The sequence below is a fragment of the Photobacterium sp. Hal280 genome, from assembly GCF_037162255.1.
Lineage (GTDB): Bacteria > Pseudomonadota > Gammaproteobacteria > Enterobacterales > Vibrionaceae > Photobacterium.
Genome location: NZ_JARLUO010000005.1, coordinates 882,752 through 899,672, shown reverse-complemented (window position 1 = coordinate 899,672; position 16,921 = coordinate 882,752). Strand labels below are relative to the sequence as shown.

17 protein-coding genes and 1 tRNA gene are annotated in these 16,921 nt (G+C 49.7%); 9 read left to right on the top strand and 9 right to left on the bottom strand.

Features of this window, described 5'->3' with window-relative positions; genetic code table 11:
• The 3 genes from flgB to P4S53_RS13565 all read right to left on the bottom strand — a co-directional run bounded on the left by flgB (window position 1) and on the right by P4S53_RS13565 (window position 2,354).
• Window positions 1–396 (bottom strand): flagellar basal body rod protein FlgB, encoded by a 396-nt coding sequence (flgB, locus tag P4S53_RS13575; protein WP_027253914.1) that lies wholly within the window; start codon window positions 394–396, stop codon window positions 1–3.
• Between the two features lie 190 nt (window positions 397–586).
• On the bottom strand, window positions 587–1,417 hold the full coding sequence (locus P4S53_RS13570; protein ID WP_337113061.1) for a CheR family methyltransferase: 831 nt from the start codon (window positions 1,415–1,417) through the stop codon (window positions 587–589).
• A 19-nt stretch (window positions 1,418–1,436) separates the two neighbouring features.
• Complete coding sequence (locus tag P4S53_RS13565; RefSeq protein WP_192014683.1) at window positions 1,437–2,354, bottom strand: chemotaxis protein CheV; 918 nt, start codon at window positions 2,352–2,354, stop codon at window positions 1,437–1,439.
• A gap of 138 nt (window positions 2,355–2,492) precedes the next feature.
• On the opposite strand from P4S53_RS13565, the gene flgA reads away from it, so the two are divergent.
• The 4 genes from flgA (at window position 2,493) to P4S53_RS13545 (ending at window position 5,001) form a co-directional block, all read left to right on the top strand.
• Entirely contained in the window at window positions 2,493–3,200 is a 708-nt protein-coding gene (flgA, locus tag P4S53_RS13560; protein ID WP_442958664.1) for a flagellar basal body P-ring formation chaperone FlgA, read from the top strand.
• Between the two features lie 81 nt (window positions 3,201–3,281).
• Window positions 3,282–3,593 carry a flagellar biosynthesis anti-sigma factor FlgM gene (gene flgM, locus P4S53_RS13555; RefSeq protein WP_120510251.1) on the top strand — a complete coding sequence of 104 codons (312 nt, stop codon included), beginning with the start codon at window positions 3,282–3,284 and terminating at the stop codon, window positions 3,591–3,593.
• 42 nt (window positions 3,594–3,635) lie between these two features.
• Window positions 3,636–4,061, top strand: a complete 426-nt coding sequence (locus P4S53_RS13550) for a flagella synthesis protein FlgN (RefSeq protein WP_337113059.1) — start codon at window positions 3,636–3,638, stop codon at window positions 4,059–4,061.
• Between the two features lie 298 nt (window positions 4,062–4,359).
• Entirely contained in the window at window positions 4,360–5,001 is a 642-nt protein-coding gene (locus P4S53_RS13545) for a trimeric intracellular cation channel family protein (RefSeq protein ID WP_337113058.1), read from the top strand.
• Window positions 5,002–5,065: 64 nt separating this feature from the next.
• On the opposite strand, the gene P4S53_RS13540 is transcribed toward P4S53_RS13545, so the two are convergent.
• Window positions 5,066–5,494 (bottom strand): LPP20 family lipoprotein, encoded by a 429-nt coding sequence (locus P4S53_RS13540; protein WP_120510248.1) that lies wholly within the window; start codon window positions 5,492–5,494, stop codon window positions 5,066–5,068.
• Window positions 5,495–5,502: 8 nt separating this feature from the next.
• Window positions 5,503–6,138 carry a FlgO family outer membrane protein gene (locus P4S53_RS13535; RefSeq protein WP_337113057.1) on the bottom strand — a complete coding sequence of 212 codons (636 nt, stop codon included), beginning with the start codon at window positions 6,136–6,138 and terminating at the stop codon, window positions 5,503–5,505.
• Window positions 6,139–6,393: 255 nt separating this feature from the next.
• Here P4S53_RS13535 and P4S53_RS13530 point away from each other — a divergent pair, with 255 nt between their 5' ends.
• From P4S53_RS13530 to P4S53_RS13520, 3 genes are all read left to right on the top strand, one after another.
• Window positions 6,394–7,536 carry a flagella assembly protein FlgT gene (locus P4S53_RS13530; protein WP_337113056.1) on the top strand — a complete coding sequence of 381 codons (1,143 nt, stop codon included), beginning with the start codon at window positions 6,394–6,396 and terminating at the stop codon, window positions 7,534–7,536.
• A 56-nt stretch (window positions 7,537–7,592) separates the two neighbouring features.
• A tRNA-Arg gene (locus P4S53_RS13525) sits at window positions 7,593–7,669 on the top strand.
• A 265-nt stretch (window positions 7,670–7,934) separates the two neighbouring features.
• Entirely contained in the window at window positions 7,935–8,108 is a 174-nt protein-coding gene (locus P4S53_RS13520) for a hypothetical protein (RefSeq protein ID WP_162940893.1), read from the top strand.
• Window positions 8,109–8,198: 90 nt separating this feature from the next.
• Here P4S53_RS13520 and gltX read toward each other — a convergent pair whose 3' ends face one another.
• The gene (gltX, locus tag P4S53_RS13515; RefSeq protein ID WP_337113055.1) at window positions 8,199–9,623 is read right to left on the bottom strand and encodes a glutamate--tRNA ligase; all 1,425 of its coding nucleotides are present in this window, start codon (window positions 9,621–9,623) and stop codon (window positions 8,199–8,201) included.
• A gap of 252 nt (window positions 9,624–9,875) precedes the next feature.
• Between gltX and P4S53_RS13510 the strand changes: the two genes are divergently transcribed.
• Window positions 9,876–10,514: a YccT family protein gene (locus tag P4S53_RS13510; RefSeq protein WP_337113054.1), complete on the top strand. Its 639-nt coding sequence runs from the start codon at window positions 9,876–9,878 to the stop codon at window positions 10,512–10,514.
• 239 nt (window positions 10,515–10,753) lie between these two features.
• Here the strand turns inward: P4S53_RS13510 and P4S53_RS13505 are convergent, their stop codons facing one another.
• The 3 genes from P4S53_RS13505 to zipA form a co-directional block, all read right to left on the bottom strand.
• Window positions 10,754–11,884 (bottom strand): porin, encoded by a 1,131-nt coding sequence (locus P4S53_RS13505; RefSeq protein ID WP_337113053.1) that lies wholly within the window; start codon window positions 11,882–11,884, stop codon window positions 10,754–10,756.
• A gap of 567 nt (window positions 11,885–12,451) precedes the next feature.
• Complete coding sequence (ligA, locus tag P4S53_RS13500; RefSeq protein ID WP_337113052.1) at window positions 12,452–14,464, bottom strand: NAD-dependent DNA ligase LigA; 2,013 nt, start codon at window positions 14,462–14,464, stop codon at window positions 12,452–12,454.
• A gap of 192 nt (window positions 14,465–14,656) precedes the next feature.
• Window positions 14,657–15,757 (bottom strand): cell division protein ZipA, encoded by a 1,101-nt coding sequence (gene zipA / locus P4S53_RS13495; protein ID WP_337113051.1) that lies wholly within the window; start codon window positions 15,755–15,757, stop codon window positions 14,657–14,659.
• A gap of 451 nt (window positions 15,758–16,208) precedes the next feature.
• Here zipA and cysZ point away from each other — a divergent pair, with 451 nt between their 5' ends.
• Window positions 16,209–16,904, top strand: coding sequence for a sulfate transporter CysZ (gene cysZ / locus P4S53_RS13490; protein ID WP_337113050.1), 696 nt, complete (start codon window positions 16,209–16,211; stop codon window positions 16,902–16,904).
• The last annotated feature ends 17 nt before the right edge of the window (window positions 16,905–16,921 follow it).

Here is a 16,921-nt window from a genome sequence, read left to right as displayed (position 1 = left end):
TTATTCCCCTTTTAATGCCTTGCTCAGATTGCTGAATTTCGAGCCCAGAAAATCCAGCGATGCCTGATACTCCAGCGCGTTTTGCATAAACAGGTTCTGCTCCAGTTGAGCATCAACCGTGTTGCCATCACCGGTATCCGGTTGATCGGGCACACGGTATTTCTGTTCACCCATGACTTTGGTGGAGGCAGCAATATGCCGCTCATTGGTACGGCTGAGGCCAACTTTTGCCTCTGATGTTGCCGCATTCAGCGCACGCTGAAAGTCCATGTCTTTTGCTTTATAACCGGGTGTATTGGCGTTAGCGATGTTACTGGCAAGGGTTTCCGCCCTTTTGCCCCTGACACCGACTGTGTACTGATGCACACCTAATGCTTTATCAAAAGAAATGGCCATCGTCTGCCTCCTGAATCACTTACTGATTTATGTGCAAAGGGCGTGCCAATATTGAAATGTATGTGATCACGCGACGAAAGGAGATGATGTCGCAAGTCTTGCAGAGAGATAGAGTATTAATCAGCGGATGCAAAAAAGGGTCCATGACGGACCCTTTCTGTTCTTCGGTATCAGTGCGAATGCGATCGCATCATTTCAGCTTATAGATAATCCCCGGGTTGCAGCGGATCATCTCAAACCTGTCAGTCAGTCCGGTCAGAGACTCTGATGCCCCCAGCAGCAGGTAGCCGCCCGGGTTCAGACTGGCTGCCATTTGATTGAGCACCTTCGCTTTCATGTCTGGCGCAAAATAAATCAGTACATTACGGCAGAAAATCACATCAAACTTACCGAGCAGCGCGTAGCTGTCTTTCAGGTTCTGCGGGCGAAAATTCACCATCTGCTTCACCTTGCTGCCAATACGCATCCGCCCGTCACCAATCGGTTCAAAAAACGCTTGCCGGCGCTCCGGCGACAGACCACGGCCTAGCGCCAGGCTGTCATACACCCCTGTGCGGCACATATCCAGCATGGTTTGCGAGATATCTGTGGCGGTCACCTGAATTCCCAGTGGCAGCATACCAGGACGGCGCTGCTGAGTTTCCAGCACTGTCATGGCGATGGAGTATGGTTCCTGACCCGAAGAGCTTGCTGAAGACCAGATGCGTATCGGCCGCTTATTCGTCGCCAATTCCGGCAGAATTTTTTCTGCCAGCACAGTAAACGGATAGGTATCCCTGAACCACAGGGTCTCATTCGTTGTCATGGCATCAACAGCCGCGACCCGTAATTCACGGTTACGGCCACTGATCACTATCTGCAACAGTTCAGAGAGCGATGCCAGACCAAAGCGGTTGACCAAAGGACTCAGGCGACTCCGAACCAGATACTGCTTGCTGTCGCCAAGAATGATACCGCATTGACCTTCCAAGAAACGGCAAAAATCTCGATATTCCTGGTCTTTAATTGTTATGGCTGTCATCTACTACTCTAACGTCAGTTTATTCAGGCATGGCCGCTTTCACTGCTGCGCCAAGTTCATCAGGATTAAACTTGGGAATAAACGCATTAGCACCGACTCTGTCTACCATGGCCTGATTAAATACCCCACTCAACGAGGTGTGCAGGATAACATGTAAATCTTTTAGTTTGGCATCATTTCTGATGGCCGCCGTCAGGGTATAACCATCCATTTCAGGCATTTCGATATCAGAAATCACCAAATCCAGCTGATTATAGATACTATCTTCTGTTGCCATTTCACGGAGCTTATTGAGGGCTTCTTTGCCATCCTTCACCAGAATACACTCGCAACCGATTGATTCAATTGCTCGTTGCACCTGTTTCCGTGCCACACTGGAGTCATCAGCCACCAGCACGCGTCGCGTGACAGGATTGTCACGAATCATCTCATCCCGCAACGTCTGCGATACTTCAGTGTGCCTTGGCGAAATTTCATCCAGAATTTTTTCTACATCCAGAATTTCGACCAATTCACCATCAATTTCAGTCACTGCGGTCAGGTAGTTACCACTGCCTGCGCCTTTAGGTGGCGGGAGAATGTCTTCCCAGTTCATATTAATGATTCGCTCAACAGCAGACACCAAAAAACCCTGCACAGAGCGATTAAACTCGGAGATGATCACAAAACAATTTTCTGTACTCTCAATCGGACGTCCGCCGGTTGCCAGACTCATGTCAATGACTGAAATGGTCTGACCACGAATATGGGCGATCCCTTTCACCAGCGGATGAAGATTCGGCATGGCTGTGAGCTTAGGGCACTGCAGTACCTCTTTGACCTTGAAGACATTGATGCCGTAGCGCTGGCGGCGGTTCAGCTTGAAGGTCAGCAACTCGAGACGGTTTTGTCCCACAAGCTGAGTGCGCTGGTTCACAGAATCCAATATCCCCGACATATAACGTGACTCCAAAGTTGTCGAAATGAATTGTTGTAAAAATAGACAATTTTGAAGGATCAACGGGTAATCCGAGTCAAAATCCCCTATCATGGAGCAATTGTAGCCCCAGAAAGCGACATAAAAAGAGCGAAAAGCGTGACAGGAAGAACACAATTTACACTCTGTTTCATCTTTATCGGCATACTGTGCGGTTTCTTAAGCATGAATGCAATTGCTGCTAGCGATAATATGCTCAGTAATGTGCGCGAGGCAGCAGCGGATCACATCAGAAGTCTGGTGGCCCAACCAGAGCGCGGGGAATTGGACATCACAGCCTCCGAGCTGGATAACCGGTTACGCATTGGTGATTGCCCGGATGCGCTTGATACTTCCGTGCCGGGCAAGCAGTCTCTGACCGGCAATGTCACCGTTCTGGTCAGCTGCCCTTCAACAAACTGGCAGGTTTACGTGCCGGTGCAGGTTTCCCTCCTGCTACCCAGAGTCGTTGCCGCCAGACCGCTGGCCCGCGGCGCAGTCATTGCCGACTCAGATCTGCAGGTACGCCAGGTGGAAAGCCGCTATCAGAGAGGCATCGTATTCGAATACCCGGAACAAATCATCGGCTCGACAGTAAAACGGAATATCAATATGGGTGAGGCTGTGCTGGGCAATGATATCTGCCTGGTTTGCCGTAACGATTCCGTGCTGATCCGAGCGGGTCAGAGTGGTCTGAACATAGTGACGAAGGGAACCGCGCTGTCTGACGGCTCTCTGGGTGAAGACATACGGGTGCAAAACAACAAATCACGCCGGATTATCAATGCGACCATTACCGCAGTCGGTGAAGTCACAGTGAAGTACTGAGCGAAAAAAATGCTAAAGTTAGTCATAGCCTTGCCGATAGCAGGGCATCAACGATGAATATCTGTTAAAGGCAACACGATTATGGCAAGTATTGATTCCCTGCGCAGTGGTCAGCTGTTAAGCAACCTGCGCAACAGTAGCAGTACGAACAACACACAAGGCAGGACCGAGGCCAGAGAAGAGTCTGGTCACACGCCTCGTGATGCGGTCTCACTGAGCTCACAGGCACGAGCGGTCGGACAAATCCATCAGCAACTGGCTGCTGAGCCTAGCTTTGATCGCAACAAGGTCGAGTCGATTAAAAATGCCATCAGCAATGGTTCCTATCAGGTGGATGCGGATCGGCTGGCCAGTAATATGCTGCGTTTTGAGGACGAATTACGCGGGCTCTGATATGATTCATAGCTCGCAGAGTCAGCGCCGGAGTGCAGAAACATGTCGCCAACCATAGAACAATTACTTGCCCAGCAACATGCCACGCTTGAGGCTCTGTTACGCCTGCTAGAGCAGGAAAGGGCCTCAATTGTGAACCGTGAGGCTGGCGACATCACCCGGCATGCCAGTGACAAAAAATCACTGGTCGATAAAATTCAGCTTCAGGATCAGCAAATCGCCCGACATTCGCAAAGCAGTCAATTGAAAGAAAATCCTGAGCTCAGCCGTCAGGTAGAAGCCATTCAGACGCTGGTTGACGAATGCCGGAGCCAAAACGAGATTAACGGTGCTGCTTTGCAGCGCGCGCAACTCAGTTTCCACAAACTCAACAATCTGTTCCAGCAGAGCCTGGGCCATCACCAGACATACAACAAAGAAGGGGTGGCACAAAATCTGCGGTCCTTAGGCACAAACCTGAAAGCCTGAACCGCTCCTGCTCATCACCCGTCATTTATTTGACACACATGTACTCTGTCTTCGTCACGGTACAAAACCGTTATCAATCAAAGCCGCACAGAAAGCCAAACAAATAACATTCAAAACCAACATCCATTTTGGGCACACATTCACCCCCGAATGGCTTGTGAGCTGATCCGTTTGGCTTTCGGGTGTCAGAATTACGTCAGCTAATGAAACCACTCAAAAATTTCATTGGATATTGACTTGAATCACATTTACCATTGCGTCCAGTATCTTATCCCTATTCACTAAGAGTCTGATTTTCATGCTGTTAACCATTTTATACATTGTCGGGATCACCGCAGAAGCGATGACAGGCGCTCTGGCTGCCGGCAAGCGCCACATGGACTGGTTTGGTGTGATGCTGGTTGCCAGTGCAACAGCCATAGGCGGCGGGACGGTTCGGGATATACTGCTCGGTCATTATCCGCTGAACTGGATTGCCAACCCACAATATCTGCTGATCACGTGTCTGGCGGGTTTAGCGACCACCTGGATTGCCCCGTTGGTGGTTCGCTTTCACAAAGTCTTCGTGATTTTAGATGCCCTGGGTCTGATCGTCTTCAGCATCTTAGGCTGCCGGGTTGCCATGAACATGGGACAACCCGTGATCATCTGTTTGGTTGCTGCCGTAGTCACGGGTGTCTTTGGCGGTTTGCTTCGGGATCTGATTTGCCGCCGCACGCCATTAGTGCTTCACAAAGAGCTGTACGCGTCGGTCGCATTTATTGCTGCCGGACTCTACATGGCTCAGCTTCACTTTGGTGTTTCGGAGAACATCGCAATCGGGGTCACGCTGGTCACAGGATTTGTGCTGCGCCTTGCCGCCATTCGTTTCAGCTGGCAACTCCCTGTTTTCCGGATAGATGAATCAGCAGACAAGCCGAAAGAAGAAGTAAAGAGTTAGCAGACAAAGACAAGGCGGCAACCTGACTGGCATCAGGTTGCCGCCTTGTCTGTCGAGTTCCCGGTTAGAACATCACTTCCTGATTGGCAGGCACATGATAGACTTCACCCTGCTGCTTCATTCGCTCCATCTTATTTAAATCGAGCTGCATTTCAGTCACATAGCTATCGCCTACCGGATAGCTGCGGATCACTTCTGCTCCGCGAATCACACCGTCCACCGCGCCATCGGTTTCTTCAGAATCCAGTTGCTGATCGGTCAGTCCCGTTCTGGCACTGATTCGCATGCCATAGACCTGCTCCGTCAGCTCACGGTAAGCGTCCACTTTCGAAGCCCGCATCGCACGAATCCGTTTTTCTTCAAGGGTTTGCCCGCGCTGCTCGCTGATTGAGGCGTAGCCAACCGCAGTGAGCAAGTTGATATCGCGAAATTCTGTTAACGGCTGGCAACCAGACAGGGTAATCAGCAAAACAGCCATCCACCAAAACCGCATAGTGACTCCTAAGGTTTTAAAATAATTGAATTATTCTCAAATTTTGTAGCTTCTGATCGAATCAGCACACCGTTTTCCAGACGCATTTTATTGAGGGTATCCAAATCGCGTCCGATCCGGTCTTCCGGCAGGAACCCCTGAGCGCTGGCAATCACAACGCGGGAACGCATCCCAATCACGCGAGCATTGATCAACACCCCACCTCCCTGGCGCAGCATCGTCCCGGTCAGTACATAGTCCACCGGCTGTTCAGCAGCCAGTTCCTTCCAGTTACGGCTCAGGGAGAAATCCCCTTCTGCAGTCACACGAATGGCACCGGTGGCTTTATAATCCACCACAGTGTATCCCAATTGCTGCATGTGATACATAAAGCCTTCAGACACGGCATTCCCCAGCCAGTTTGTTTCATTCATCTGCTGCATATCAACAAATGAGGTCACGGCCAGCGGTGTTTTCGCTGTCAGGTACTGATTCGACTCGACCAACTGCTTGGTCAGACCTTCAATAAAAAAGTCCATGGTATGGCGAGGCGTTTCCGCCAGCAGAAAATTACTGCCCGTATAGCTCTCTTTACCATTATAAATTGGTGAGTATGCACATGATGCTGTCAGCAGCGACAACAGCAAGATGGTCCATTTTTTCATTCTACCCTGCTCCGGAAGAAACGAGACAATGGCTTTTTATCGTCCGTTATCTCGAAAACTTTACGACTTTTCATTGCCTCGCTCCCAATTTGAAATTTTGGGAACACTCTTTGCATACATCCGCTAGCGACTCAGGATGTTGACACCGCAAAAAGCTGATAGGCTAATCAGCATGAATCCATGGTGATTCAACCTGAACGACATACAAAACTTAGCAATTATCGTACCGAAATCGCCCCCGAGATTGGAAAACCTATGAAAAAGACGCTCAGGAAAGCCCTTCTGGGTCTGGGAATGCTCACTGCTTTACCACTCCAGGCCGCCTGGTTTGAGGTGACTGGCCAGGCAACCTTACTGGAAAGTAAAACATCGGCCCGAACCAATGCGATTGAAGACGCTGTCTACCGCGCCATGTACTATTCAGGGGCTGATTTTTCCAGCTTCGCGCAAATGAAGCCTTACTTTCAGGAAGACAGGCAGGATTATCAGTTCAATGGCACTGAAGTTCGCCACGTACAAATCAGCAAGGCGTTTGTCAAAGACGGCAATTATTATGTCACTGCCAGGGTCGATATTTACCCGTCGGCAAAAAGTTGCCACAACATCCAGTACAAAAAAGGCCTGCTGATCAGTGATTTCTCCCTCAGTGTTCCTCAACAGGCGGCACTGGGGGGCATTTACCAAATCGGTAAAGATTTCACTCAGTTACTCAAGCGGCAGATTGGTAAGCAATCACAGAGCTTTGTGGTGACAGGCACCAGTGAGGTCCCTCTTCAGCCAGGTAATCCCGACGCGATGATGATGCTGGCGGAAGATTATGATGCGCAATATATTATCAGCGGACAGGTGACGGATCTGACCTCCACGCTGGATCAAAGCCTGTTATCAGATGACAAAATTAACCGGCAGTTTTCCGTCGAAACCATGGTGATCAACGGCAAAACGGGGGAAATTCTGTCCCAGCGGAAATACCGTGAAGTGGCAGAATGGCCGTTTTCCCGAATCAGCCAGGTTGATACCCAAAGCGCCCGCTTCTGGGTATCACCTTATGGGGCTGCGCTGCAACGTCTGAGCCGGAATATCATGCTGGACATGGAATCGTCTCTGGCCTGCCGGGCCAGTCTGCCTGAAGTCATTAATACACATGGCAATCAGGTGCAGATCAATGTCGGCAGAGTCCATGGCGTAAAACAAGGTGATGAATTAAAGCTTTGGCATACCGCCGGGTTCATCGACCAGTACGGTATTTCCCGTAACCGAATGGTTGAAACCAAGATGACGCTGGTTGTTGACCGTGTCTATGAAACGTCCGCAGAAGGCAGTGTACAGCAAAGCGATTTGGCGGCCAGCATCCAACCTGGTGATTTACTGACCAAGCAACCGGATCGCAGATACTAATGACTTAATAATCCATCACTTTTGGGTATAATGGCCTTTCTGCAAGTTTCAGAAAGGCTCCCTTAGCTCAGCAGGATAGAGCGTCCCCCTCCTAAGGGGAAGGCCGCAGGTTCGACTCCTGCAGGGAGCGCCATTTCCCTCTACTCCACCCGTTTTTTCACTCATCCCGTCTCACTGGTGAGATTTAGTACACCTTTACCCTGTGCAGGGTGAAATTATTCACCGCTCAGCCAGTCTATTTACATGACATGATTCTGTGTCTTATTAATAATTGAAAAATATGATCTTGTTCTAGTCTAATAGTGATAAAGGCCAAGCAATGGTAGAAAACCAGAGAATCAATCCATAACATTCTCTTTTCACCTGCCAATTTGTGCCGTCACAAAAAGGAGAGAGCTATGAAAAAGTTCGCAATGTTCGTAACAGCAGCACTGATGGCGTTAAGCTTTAATGCGCTGGCTTATACATTGTCCGGAACACCAACACAAATCCCACAAGATGCTATGCAATATTGTGCAGGCGCACAAAACTTCTGGGTTTGCGTGGATACATTTGAAAGACAAAACAAATAGCACTCCACCCAAAGAAAAAGCGGAGGCACAGGCCTCCGCTTTTCATCTTCAGAACGTTATCAGCACTCAGCCAATCAATGACAGTACCTGTTACGCATTCGCTTCGCGCTGGGCGATGAAGTCCAGTGCCATTTGAATGCGTGAAACAACGCGCTCTTTCCCGATCAGATTCATTACAGCATCCACTGATGGTGATTGCCCCTGACCCGTTACGGCGACACGCAGTGGCATGCCGACTTTACCCATCCCCAGATCCAACGCTTCACAGGTTTGCTGAATCAACTGGTGCAATGCGTCAGTATTCCAGCTGTCCAGAGCTTCTGCTTTGGCTTTTGCCAACGTCAGTGCTTCTTTCGCCACAGGACGTAAGTGCTTTTTCGCTGCCGCTTCATCAAAGGCGGAGAAATCCTGATAGAAATAGCGAGACTGGTCAGCAAGCTCCACCAAAGTATCGCAACGCTCTGCCAGCAGCTGAATCACTTCAGTCACAGCCGGACCGTTATTGGTATCAATGCCCTGATGATCCAGATGCCATTGCAGATGCTTCGCCACATAGTCAGGCGCACTGGTTTTGATGTAATGGTTGTTCAGCCAGCGCAGCTTGTCTGTGTTGAATGCCGATGCAGACTTGCTGATGTCGTCCAGACTGAAAAACTCAATCATTTCTTGCTGAGAGAAAATTTCCTGATCGCCGTGCGACCAACCCAGTCGAACCAGATAGTTCAGCAGCGCTTCAGGCAGATAACCGTCATCACGGTATTGCATCACGCTGACCGCACCATGACGTTTAGACAGTTTGGCACCGTCATCCCCCAGGATCATTGCGCAATGGGCAAACTCAGGAACAGGTGCACCTAAGGCTTTGTAGATGTTGATCTGACGCGGGGTATTGTTGATATGGTCTTCGCCACGTACCACGTGCGTGATTTCCATATCCCAGTCATCAACCACAACGCAGAAGTTATAGGTCGGGCTGCCGTCTGTCCGACGGATAATCAGATCATCCAATTCACTGTTGCTGATTTCAATACGACCACGAATGTGATCATCAAACACAACACTGCCTTCTTTCGGATTACGGAAACGGATCACAAACGGGGAGTCTGCGGTTGCCGCCGCGTTGGCAGCAATAATCCGAGGGTGACTGGCATCGTAACGAGGCTTCAGGCCAGCCGCCATTTGCTCTTCACGAATTTCATCCAGCAGCTCTTTTGAGCAATAGCACTTATACGCTTTATCTTCAGCCAGCAGTTGATCAACCAGCTGGTTATAACGGTCAAAACGCTTGGTTTGATAATATGGACCTTCATCCCAGTTCAGGCCCAGCCACTCCATGCCTTCCATGATCGCATCAATCGCTTCCTGGGTGGAACGTTCAATATCGGTATCTTCAATACGAAGTACAAATTCGCCACCGGTGTGTTTAGCATATAACCAGGAATACAGTGCCGTACGGGCACCACCGACATGGAGGAAACCTGTTGGACTTGGAGCAAAACGAGTTTTAACCGTCATGAAAAGACCTTCAATCAAAATGATTCAAACGAGAAGTGAGCAATAGCGGCATTCTACCACTGACACGCCAATCCTCAACCTGCTATTCAGACATGAGATGAAAACCGGATGCAATCGAGCGCGGCGAGAGTGACCCGCTTCAGATTATACAAGTTTGCCAGTTTTACTGCTTTACCCCGCCCACAGCCTCAGTAAACTGTATTTTTACAACCCCTACTCAAAAACTCCCTTAGCGCTTGAGGAATGTACCCAATGAAACTGAAAAAGTTACTCCTGTCGTCTGCGCTGTTGGCTTTAGCTTCCCCGTCAATGGCACAGGTAAATTTAGAACTGCCGAAAGGTGTCCACCTTCTGGTTGTGAATGGCCAGGATGCCGGTTATTCCTCACTTGGCTTTAATCACCAGCCGGTTCTTGAGTTGCCGGACGGACAAAACCAGGTCGTTTTCCGCATCGGAAAAATTGTTATGGAAACGGGCAGTCTGAAGACAAAATACGACTCAGTCCCGATTGTTGCACTTTTTGAAGCCAGCGATACAACCCTGACACTGGATGTCCCACGCATTGATACCCTGGCACAAGGCCAGCAATACGATAAATCGCCAAGCTTCGACATGCTGGATCATGGCAAGCCCATCAATGTTCAGTCTGACACCCTGTCGGTTGGGTTTGATATCTCTCCCAATTATGTCGCATTGACCAGAGAGTACAACCAAACACAGAGTGTCGCTTCATTACGCAATGTGCCACAGTCACAAGCGGCAACACCCAAGACTGCACAAGCACCAAGCCACCCCGATGCAGATAACATGCTAAAATACTGGTTTGAGCAAGCCAGCCCGGAGAGCAGAAAAGCATTTCTGAGCTGGGCAATCAGCAACATGGATAAATAAGCCTGATTGGCTGAAACTGAGAAAACAATCACCACCGCCGAAGGCGGTGGTTTTGTATTAACCATAAAAAAGCACCATTGAAGGTGCTTTTGAAATCCTAGTCCAACGCTGACATTACCAGCCCTAACATTGCTTGCCTTAACACGGCTTATCTAAACAATGATTGCTCAATCAAGCTAAGCAAAAGGACCGGCCTTGAAGGCCGGCCAAAATGAAATAAGGCAGTAGCAGTTGAGCAATTAGAAGTAGTACTCTACTCCCCATCCCCAACCGAACTCAGCGTCTGAGTCGTCTTTCGAGATCATGTATGGACGAACATAAGTCAGCGCAGAGTCATCCAGGAAGTATAGTGCTTGTGCAGATACGATGTAATCTTCAGTACCTGAAACCGAGTTTCCTTTCGCGTCAGCTTCCAGGTTAGCGGCATAGTTCGCTTTGAACTGCCAGTTCGCCACACCGTTGTACACGGCACCGACAGAATAACTGTTTTGGTCGATATCCAAATCAGTCACACTGATGTCTGAACCGTCAACAGTCAGAGTGGTATCTTCGTAATCGGCTTTTTCATTTTTGAACGCGCCGTACAGACCAAAGTCACCCAGATTCAGCTCAAAACCAACCAGGAAGGCATTGGTGTCAGACAGAGTGTCACCTTCTACATCGGAATAAGTTGGTTTGTTACCTGGCTGCTGAGCTAAGTACGCATCATAGAATACTGAAGAAGCACTCACATTACGGTCGAAACCAGCTTCATAACCCGCATGCAGCGTAAACATACCCGTTGAGTAATGTGCACCAACGCCGTAGAAGTTAGAGTCTTTGTTGCCTTCATCGCCACGACCAGCCGCTACGTTAAAGGTGAAACCACTGTAGTTGCCTGAGTCATAACGCACCATGTTAGATTGACGGTCGTAACGTGCACCGCCAACGACATCGCCGCCCCAGTCAAAGATAGCGCCGGCACGCTGACCAGAATACGGCCAGTCAATCATCTCATACAGAGGCGTCAGCATACGGCCTAAACGCACTTTACCGCCGTCATCAAAGCTCACACCCACGAAAGTATCACGCACACCCAGACCGGAGTTACCGCCGTCATCACCGACGTTACCACCTTCCAGCTGCCAGATCAGGTTTGGACCGCGAGCCAGATCTTTTGAGCCGCGCAGGCCGAAACGGGATTCGTTTTCAACTTTCAGCGGTGCATCACCACCACCGATTTTATCTTCGCCGAATTGCCAGACAGAAACAGCAACCTGACCATACAGATCAACAGAATCTGTTGCTGGAGCTGCTTGTGCAGATGCAGCCATAGTTGCAGCTGCTGCAACCGCAATTCCTAATACCGAACGCTTGAACACATTTTCCATGGAAAAACTCCTAAAAAACTAGCTGTATACCTGCGTCAAAATGGTTGGCCGCCGTTGACGTCAGGTGATTCTCCCCAATATGTCAGTCAAACTTATCGTGAGTTTGCATTTCCATATTTTTGTTTGGTTGAGAACTTTATAAGTTCACAGCTAAGACTACTTTCGCAGCGCAAAACATCAATCAGAAGTTAATTTGTCGTTAAAAAAATATGATTCAGCGCAAATTTATCCAGTAACAGTGATCCCAGTCATGAAACCGTCACAACCCGATCGGAAATAAAAAATAAATTAATTAAAACAAATACTTAAAAAAACAACCATCTCATTAGTGAGAGTTTAGTTGTAGTTTTTTGCATGTTGCAGTCATAGTTTCATTTGAATGTAAGATCTTACTCTTTATGCCATTTTGGGTATAAACAGATCTATTTATGCTATTCAGGTTATTAAAGTCCGGCGAATACTTTCATGAAAAACACGGTTCGAAAAAAGTCATTCACCCAGCCAATAAATAAAAGGCCTGTCTTATTCAGACAGGCCTTCCTCTATTTTCACAGCTGAAATAAACAATCAGGGCTCAAGTCTGCTCAGCAGTTCCGCTTCATCCCAGATTTCAATACCCAGCTCTTGTGCCTTAGTCAGCTTGGAACCCGCGGCTTCCCCAGCCACCAGCAAATCCGTTTTTTTCGAAACGCTGCCTGTTACTTTGGCACCCAGTGCTTCTAATGCCTCCTTGGCACCACTACGGCTGAGCTGCGAAAGCGTGCCGGTCAGCACGACTACCTTACCGGCAAGAGGCAATTGCGCATCATCAGCCGGCTTTTCGATATCCGGCCAGTGGACCCCTTGGTTTAACAAGTCAAAGATCACGGCCCGGTTATGTTCTTCCTGGAAAAAATTATGTGTGTGGGCGGCAACGACTGTCCCGACATCAGGTACTTCAACAAGCTGTTCCGGCGTGGCAGCCATGACGGCTTCCAGCGTGAAGAAATGTCTCGCCAGATTCGCAGCAGTTGCTTCCCCCACTTCCCGAATCCCTAAAGAGTACAGAAAACGTGGTAGTGTAGTCTGCTTTGCCTGCTGGAAGGCATCAACCAGCTTCTGGGCCGACTTTGGCCCCATACGCTCAAGGCCGGTCAGTATTCCGGCAGACAGCTTAAATAAGTCGGCAGGTGTTTCGACCATTTCTTTGTCGACCAGTTGCTCAATGACCTTCGTACCGCAACCATCCACATCCAGCGCCTTGCGTGATACAAAATGCTTTAAGGCTTCTTTCCGCTGAGCCTGGCAAATCAGACCGCCAGAACAGCGAGTCACCGCCTCACCTTCGACCCGCTCAAGGGCCGACTGGCAGACGGGACACGTCTCCGGAAACACAATCGCCTGCGCATCATCAGGCCGACGAGAGAGAACCACAGAGACCACTTGCGGAATGACATCGCCAGCACGACGAATCACCACAGTATCGCCAATCATGACACCCAGCCGGGCAATTTCATCGGCATTATGCAGCGTCGCGTTACTCACAGTAACGCCGCCCACCATCACTGGCTGCAGTTTCGCCACAGGCGTAATTGCCCCGGTCCGGCCAACCTGGAATTCCACATGATTCAGCCGGGTCAGCTCTTCCTGTGCCGGAAATTTATAAGCGATGGCCCATCTTGGCGCTCGGGCAACAAACCCCAGTTGCTGCTGATGACTGATACCATCAACCTTAATCACAACCCCGTCGATCTCGTAACTCAGCGCCTGACGCTTTTCTCCGATCCCCTGATAGAAGCCAATCACTTCACTCAGGTTATGCAGCAATCGTGTTTCCGGGCACATTGGCAGGCCCCACTCTTTTAACTGACATAACCGCTCATACTGGCTGGCTGCCAGCTCCGCGCCTTCGACAACGCCAACAGAATAGGCATAAAAGCTCAAAGGACGAGTAGCAGTGATACGCGGATCCAGCTGACGCAGGCTGCCTGCGGCTGCGTTACGCGGATTGGCGAACACTTTCTCACCTTTTTTTGCAGCCCGGGCGTTGAGATCTTCAAACCCTTTTTTCGGCATGAAGACTTCACCACGTACCTCAAGGCGCGCAGGCCAGTCGCTGCCGCGTAATTTCAATGGAATAGCGCGAATGGTTCTCACATTGGCGGTAATGTTCTCGCCCGTGGTGCCATCGCCACGCGTGGCGGCCTGAACCAGTACGCCGTTTTCATACATCAGGCTGACGGCCAGACCATCCAGCTTAGGTTCACAGCAGTAAGACACAGCCGCCGTTGCAGCCAGACGCTCGCGGATTCGGCGGTCGAAGCTCTGCAATTCTTCGTCGGAAAATGCATTATCCAGCGACAGCATAGGCAATTCATGACTGATCTGGGTAAAAGCCGCCAAAGGCTCACCGCCAACACGCTGGCTGGGTGAGTCAGCCGTAATCAGTTCAGGATGCGCCGCTTCCAACGCCAGCAATTCTTGCATCAGACGATCATACTCAGCGTCCGGGACCTCAGGATTGTCCAGCACGTAATACCGGTAGCCATGATAAGCAAGCTGCTCGCGCAGAGAGGTCAGCCTGGCTTGGATGTCTGTCATTTTTCTTTTCCTACATCAATTCTTATCGCTATCACTAGCGGGTATCAGGACGGCATTGTTTGTGACGGCCGTAACCAGGGGCATGGCCATCACTCAGCTTTCTTCGTCATATTGCCGTTTCCTGAGCACGAAAACACAGGGCCCCTAAGCGGGGCCCTGTTCTTGATACATTCTGGGCAGTATTCACGCCAGTTACAGGTATTTTTTCGCTTTTTCCCGGTAACCTTTCAAGCGCTGCGGCGTAATCAGGTTACGCTCGTGATCCAAAATATCAGCGCCCATTTCATCCGCAATACGTTGTACGGTTTGCAGCATCAGATTGAAATTGTCATCGGCACGGCCGTGGCACGGCAACATCAGGTAAAAAGCAATGCCAGGCGTAGCAAATTCTTCCAATTGATCTTGCGGGAAATACCCTGGGCTGACCATGTTCGCGACTGTAAAGAGTACAGGTTCAGTACCCGCCAGATCAGCATGACGATGATAGACCGAATTTTCGCCATAAATCAGATGATGACGTTCCAGACACTGGAACAACTTCACACCCATCAGCATTTCACCACCGCGGGCATGCACATTGAGAACCAGAAAATCAGGTTCAGGCGGCTGCTCTTCAACCTGTTCAACCTGTGCTTTTTGCACTACGGCTATGTCAGCGTCTGGCTGCTGAGAAAGCGCTTCACCCTGTTCGACGGCAAATGACGTGTGTTCCGGCGCAGAATCTGAGCCTGAGTCTGAACCCTCACCCGGCACAGTGAATGACGGCTCTGAATCCTGAATTTGTGGATGTTCGTGAGTTGTTTCCGACACGGACTGCCAGACGGATTCTGGTTCTCTTGTCGGTACCGATGTCTGTACCACGCCTTGAGTTGATTCCTGAACCGATTCCTGAACCGTTTCCCTTGCCGGTTCGGTTGGCGTTACCGGATGAGATTCCACCTCAGTGGCCAAATTGGACGGGGCTGGCTTGCGTTCTTGATCAACAGGATCAGCGGCAGCACTGAACAAGGGATCAATCTCCAGTTCGTCACCGAAATGCAGCTCTGGCTCTTTTCGCTCGACCCGTTTTACTGCTCCTTCCGGAACAGGGCTACCGGCAACAACCCTGACAGAACCTATGCCGTCCTGATCAAAGCCTTCATTATCTTTTTCCTTACCTTCAGCCAGTCGGCCAATAGGCTTCTCACCGAACTTGGCGGGTTTGTCCTTCCGGCTTGACCACAACCCGTGCAACAGAAGCGCTGAAATCGCCAGCACTCCCACAATAATTAGAACCAGACGCAATTCCTGCATTATGAATACTCTGAATAACTTGTTTACCTGACAAAGACGGCCTGAAGCAGTGAATCCATTCAGTCTGAATACGATTGCTGTTCAGACGCAGACCAACTTAGCGAGTCACACCTGAGATTTTTTGTTGAACTAAACAGCCTATCTCATGAAGGTATTATCCTTAATGTATCAAAACTCAAATCCGAAAGAGAAGTTCAATGTTGTGATTGATGTCATATAGTGCATTTGAGCACAATTTTCCGCCAAACTGCTGGCAAATTTGACTGAAGAGACTATGCACCCCGATTGATTCGTCGTTATAGATACCGTTACTATGCCTGCATCCATATCCTGACGCCTTACAATGGCATTACAACAGGAAATCCAGTAGGAGACCAACGATGTCTAAAGCGACATACAACACCACACCCATTGGCGGTGCGGGTTATTTTTTCGCGGCGTTTCGCTGGCGATGCAGCCAGGCACGCGTCGTTTTGTGATCATTCCACTCTTAATCAATATCCTGCTTTTTGGTGCCGCATTCGGCTACACACTCACTCAATTGGATGACTGGATTAACGGCTGGCTATCCAGCCTGCCCGGTTGGCTGGATTGGTTGTCTTATCTGTTATGGCCTTTATTAGCCATCGCATTGCTGGTCATACTGTCCTATTTTTTCAGTACGATTGCCAATTGGATCGCCGCGCCATTCAACGGCTTGTTAGCCGAGCACCTGGAAGCCAAGCTGACTGGGGAAGCGCCGCCTGACGCCGGAATAACCGCTATCATCAAAGATCTGCCCCGCATCCTGCACCGTGAGTGGGTTAAGCTGAAATATTACCTGCCCAAAGCTCTGGGCTTACTGATACTGCTATGGATTCCTATGGTGGGCCAAACCCTCGGCCCGGTTTTGTGGTTTATGTTCAGTGCCTGGATGATGACGATTCAATATGTCGATTACCCTTTCGATAACCACAAGATCCCCTTCAATACCATGCGTGACGCCCTCAAGGAACGTCGCGGCAAATCCCTCAGTTTCGGCAGCCTTGTCATGCTGTGTACGATGACACCGATTCTGAACCTGTTTGTCATGCCTGTCGCCGTTTGCGGCGCAACAGCCATGTGGGTTGATCATTACCGGCAGCCCATGCTCAATCGCCGTCAGTAAGCGATGTCGAGAGGAGT

What these genes read in the sequence shown, in the direction of transcription:
- flgB (WP_027253914.1), bottom strand. Translation starts at nt 396, where the DNA reads ATGGCCATTTCTTTTGATAAAGCATTAGGTGTGCATCAGTACACAGTC.
- P4S53_RS13570 (WP_337113061.1), bottom strand. Translation starts at nt 1,417, where the DNA reads ATGACAGCCATAACAATTAAAGACCAGGAATATCGAGATTTTTGCCGT.
- P4S53_RS13565 (WP_192014683.1), bottom strand. Translation starts at nt 2,354, where the DNA reads ATGTCGGGGATATTGGATTCTGTGAACCAGCGCACTCAGCTTGTGGGA.
- flgM (WP_120510251.1), top strand. Translation starts at nt 3,282, where the DNA reads ATGGCAAGTATTGATTCCCTGCGCAGTGGTCAGCTGTTAAGCAACCTG.
- P4S53_RS13550 (WP_337113059.1), top strand. Translation starts at nt 3,636, where the DNA reads ATGTCGCCAACCATAGAACAATTACTTGCCCAGCAACATGCCACGCTT.
- P4S53_RS13545 (WP_337113058.1), top strand. Translation starts at nt 4,360, where the DNA reads ATGCTGTTAACCATTTTATACATTGTCGGGATCACCGCAGAAGCGATG.
- P4S53_RS13540 (WP_120510248.1), bottom strand. Translation starts at nt 5,494, where the DNA reads ATGCGGTTTTGGTGGATGGCTGTTTTGCTGATTACCCTGTCTGGTTGC.
- P4S53_RS13535 (WP_337113057.1), bottom strand. Translation starts at nt 6,138, where the DNA reads ATGAAAAAATGGACCATCTTGCTGTTGTCGCTGCTGACAGCATCATGT.
- P4S53_RS13530 (WP_337113056.1), top strand. Translation starts at nt 6,394, where the DNA reads ATGAAAAAGACGCTCAGGAAAGCCCTTCTGGGTCTGGGAATGCTCACT.
- P4S53_RS13520 (WP_162940893.1), top strand. Translation starts at nt 7,935, where the DNA reads ATGAAAAAGTTCGCAATGTTCGTAACAGCAGCACTGATGGCGTTAAGC.
- gltX (WP_337113055.1), bottom strand. Translation starts at nt 9,623, where the DNA reads ATGACGGTTAAAACTCGTTTTGCTCCAAGTCCAACAGGTTTCCTCCAT.
- P4S53_RS13510 (WP_337113054.1), top strand. Translation starts at nt 9,876, where the DNA reads ATGAAACTGAAAAAGTTACTCCTGTCGTCTGCGCTGTTGGCTTTAGCT.
- P4S53_RS13505 (WP_337113053.1), bottom strand. Translation starts at nt 11,884, where the DNA reads ATGGAAAATGTGTTCAAGCGTTCGGTATTAGGAATTGCGGTTGCAGCA.
- ligA (WP_337113052.1), bottom strand. Translation starts at nt 14,464, where the DNA reads ATGACAGACATCCAAGCCAGGCTGACCTCTCTGCGCGAGCAGCTTGCT.
- zipA (WP_337113051.1), bottom strand. Translation starts at nt 15,757, where the DNA reads ATGCAGGAATTGCGTCTGGTTCTAATTATTGTGGGAGTGCTGGCGATT.
- cysZ (WP_337113050.1), top strand. Translation starts at nt 16,209, where the DNA reads ATGCAGCCAGGCACGCGTCGTTTTGTGATCATTCCACTCTTAATCAAT.